The sequence below is a fragment of the Aquisalimonas sp. genome (genome assembly GCF_007120195.1).
Lineage (GTDB): Bacteria > Pseudomonadota > Gammaproteobacteria > Nitrococcales > Aquisalimonadaceae > Aquisalimonas.
In genome coordinates this window covers 1-3,440 of the sequence record NZ_SKOG01000147.1, presented here as the reverse complement: position 1 = coordinate 3,440, position 3,440 = coordinate 1, and the positions used below count along the sequence as shown (strand labels likewise).

Annotated in this window: 2 protein-coding genes; both read left to right on the top strand. The window is 62.1% G+C overall.

Features of this window, described 5'->3' with window-relative positions:
* The coding region (locus tag QZT63_RS11055; protein WP_290651166.1) for an ABC transporter ATP-binding protein at positions 1 to 723 on the top strand (723 nt) is incomplete at its 5' end.
* A 1,087-nt stretch (positions 724 to 1,810) separates the two neighbouring features.
* Positions 1,811 to 3,013: a hypothetical protein gene (locus QZT63_RS11050; RefSeq protein WP_290651164.1), complete on the top strand. Its 1,203-nt coding sequence runs from the start codon at positions 1,811 to 1,813 to the stop codon at positions 3,011 to 3,013.
* The last annotated feature ends 427 nt before the right edge of the window (positions 3,014 to 3,440 follow it).

Below are 3,440 nucleotides of genomic sequence, written 5' to 3'. Positions count from 1 at the left end.
GGCCAGCAGCAACGCGTGGCCCTCGGGCGGTCCATCGTGATGGAGCCCGACGTCTTGCTGATGGACGAGCCCTTGAGCAACCTTGACGCCAAGCTGCGCATTCGCGTTCGCGCCGAGCTCAAGGAGATCCAGCGGGCGCTAGGGATCACGACCATTTATGTCACCCACGATCAGGATGAGGCGTTGTCGCTCTCCGATCAGGTCGCAGTGATGTCTGACGGGCGTTTGCAGCAGTTCGGCGATCCGTGGACCGTCTACTACGAGCCGGTGAACCGCTTCGTGGCCGACTTCGTCGGCTTCGCGAACTTCATACCGGCGATCGTCAAGGGCGGTTCGGGGACGCACCTCGAGGTGGACCTGTCGGGAAACACCCTTAGGTGCCGCATCCCCGGGGGTTTAGAGGGCGCATATGCGCCGGGCGAGGAGGTTACCGTCATGGTTCGGCCGGAGTGGTTCGACGTGGCCTTAGGAGAGGTGCCTAATGCGGTTGCGGCCGACATCGGCGCCTCGTTCGGCGCAAAGGTCAAGGCGAGCAGCTTTCTCGGCTCGCACGCGCAAGTCTGGGTGGAGGTGCCGGGACTGGAGGAGCAGCTGGTGGTCGACATGCCGGTCCACTCGCGTGCAGCACTGGCGGACGACATGCGCGTGACGCTCGGCATCGCGCACGACAAGGTGGTGGTGCTGCGTGATGGTGGCGGGGATGGTGCGAGCGCGGGCTCATAGCCCCTAGCTAGTTGATCGCTTCGAACCGGGCAATTCACCTTGTGCCGCATGTCCTACCACCTCGAGCCGGTCGAGGGGGGTGCAGCGCAAGTTTGACCTTGGGCGGATCATAGACCTCAATCATTGATCCGATCACAAGAGATTGTCTCACCCAAAGGCGGTGCGGCTAAAGCCAGGCGCTGCAGCGCCTCTATGTTCGCCAGGAGCGAGAAGTCGCTAGATTATGCAAGAAGCCGCGACTCGAACTGGCAGTACTACCTCTGAGCGATTCACCGCCCTGCGGTGGGGGTCCGGCTTCATGCCGGGTCCATTGCCCCGGCGATGATCGGCCACACTGACACGCCTTACACCCCTTCGGCGGGCAATAGGCGCCCTCCTTGCCGCACGTCGCCCGTTCGATGGGCTTGAAGCGTGCGGGCAAAGCGATTGGCACCATGCGTTTCGCCGCTCAGTTGGGATGAAATGCTTTAGCAGACCGATTACGACAGGCTAGGTGGCCGACTGCGGATGCTCTCAAGGGCTCCAGTGTGTTAGCGACGGCCCTCTGATGGGTCCCGAAGAGGACGTATTAGCAGTTGCTCCGCGTTCGGCTAAGCTCGCGTAATCGCCTTTTTGGGGACTACTCTGTCCCCCCAGTCGACTCGCGACCGCATCACTGGCCACGTTGCTAGGCCCCTCACAGCGACTTAGAAGCTGCGGCCCGTAGTCTGCTGCAGGAAGCCCATCAGCGTCCCCGGATGCCTAATTGCACGCATAGACCGGCGGCTTGACTCTCCCCCTTTGTCGCCGCTGCTTCGCGGTATTGACAGAGGGCGAGTAGAGGAGTAGCATTTGCGCACACCAGCGAGCTTTCCATCACGTCGGATTCGAACCCCAACTGCAACTGGTGCCGAGCCTAGCGGGAGACGACACCTTTCGCTTCCGCAGGCGGATTGGAGGTTCCATTCCATGCGCCGCGCAGCTGACCTGCGACACCGGTAGCTTGGCCGGCGCAGGCTCCTATCGCAACAGCTTGAGGATTCGCATCCGGAGGTACCTGCCCTCGTGCCTGGGCGACTTGCGGACCAGGCAGAAAAGGACGCCCGTTGTGGATAAACCGACGTACAGTCTCCGTCTGCATATGTATAGACTCAGTCTCTGCCTGCTGGCGCTGCTCTGCGCCAGCGGCGTCGGACTTGCCCAGCACAGTCCGCCGCCTGCACTGGGCCCTCCGCTCGCTTCGCCCGACGACGGCTATCTTCCGCTCTCCGTCATTCGCGGGCTCATCGAGGCCGAAGGCGACGAGGTTATTGCCGACAACAACTTAGCAAGCGAACACAAGCTGAGCTGGGCCGGCGGTGCCCGACCAAGCGAGTGCGGCTACGATTGCTTCGGTCGTCCGTTCATGAGTATGACGCGCCATCTGAATCAACCAAACGAGAACGTCGTGCAGGTCTTCGGGCGACTCCAGTTTGATCTCGACATCAGCGGCTTTCCGTTTGATCGGCGCGTCGTGTCCAACTTCACCGTTCGTGCCAGCTGTCATGGATGGGCGCATGGCGACGGCAACCTGCGCATTGTCGTGGAGGTCCAGCCGCCGTTCGTGGCCGACGGCCTAGGGGTTATCGAAACGGTCTTGGACTTCATCCTGTCGCCACTCGACCTCTCACGACGGATCAATGATCGAGTCAGGGCTGCCCTGGGGCCGGGCGGGGTTGCCCTGCAAGATTTGCCGGCGCGCTGCCGGACGCTTGGCGCGTTTGACGCCGGTTTTGCGGAACAAGACGGGATTGTCTGGGACGCGCCGGTAACGGCTGGCCTGCCGCAGCTAGGGCACACCTTTGTCGGCGAACCTATCACCGTTCGGTTTGAAAGCATCAGGCGTCAGCACGTACTGACCAACGTAGACCCAGTACAGCCCTTAACCTTCGAGTTCTACGTAAACCACGTGCATCTCGGCGTTCCCAATGTCGGCGAGTTGGTTTTGGCACCAGGCGAGACGCTGGTACTCGACAATGCGGCGATCGCCTTGCCGGTAAGCGACCTTGAGGCGCTGCTTGTGATCGTCGCGGACAGCCTAGGCGGGGCTGGCTGGGAACTCTTTGAGCGTGGCGACGGTTTCACGGGTGGGCGGCGCACGCTTCTCACGCACCGCAACGAGCTCGTGCCGGCAGACCAACTCGGCCCCGGCCTTCCGCCCCTGCCACCTGATAGCCAGCGCCCGGGTTCTGCGCGGCCGCGGACAATCGATGTCCACGAGTTCCGGATCACGTATACGATTCGAGTGGGCTTTGAGGTAATTGGCGACTAGCGCGATAATTGGGCCAGACCCGGCATGCGTTGATCCGGTTCGTACGCGCCATAACGCTCAAACCATGTGGCGCAGTGCCAACGCAAGGACAGCGCTTTGCTGCGTTTCTAAGACAACATGGGGTGCCCGTCGGGGTGGTATCAGAGCGCCTGGCCCACGCTAGGGCGGACATTACCCTGAACATCTTCCGGCACCTGTATGAAGTGGAGCGGCAAGCAACGGCACTGGGCACTGAGTCTCACTGACCTACTGGGCCGGCAGGAGCGGACGCGGTGACCTGAGCCGTCATGGTATGAATCCTGGTACAAATCGGCAACCCGGGCTCGCTCTGAACCCGGGTTTTTCGTCCCTGACTGGTGGGCGGTACTGGATTTGAACCAGTGACCCCTCGCGTGTGAAGCGAGTGCTCTCCCGCTGAGCTAACCGC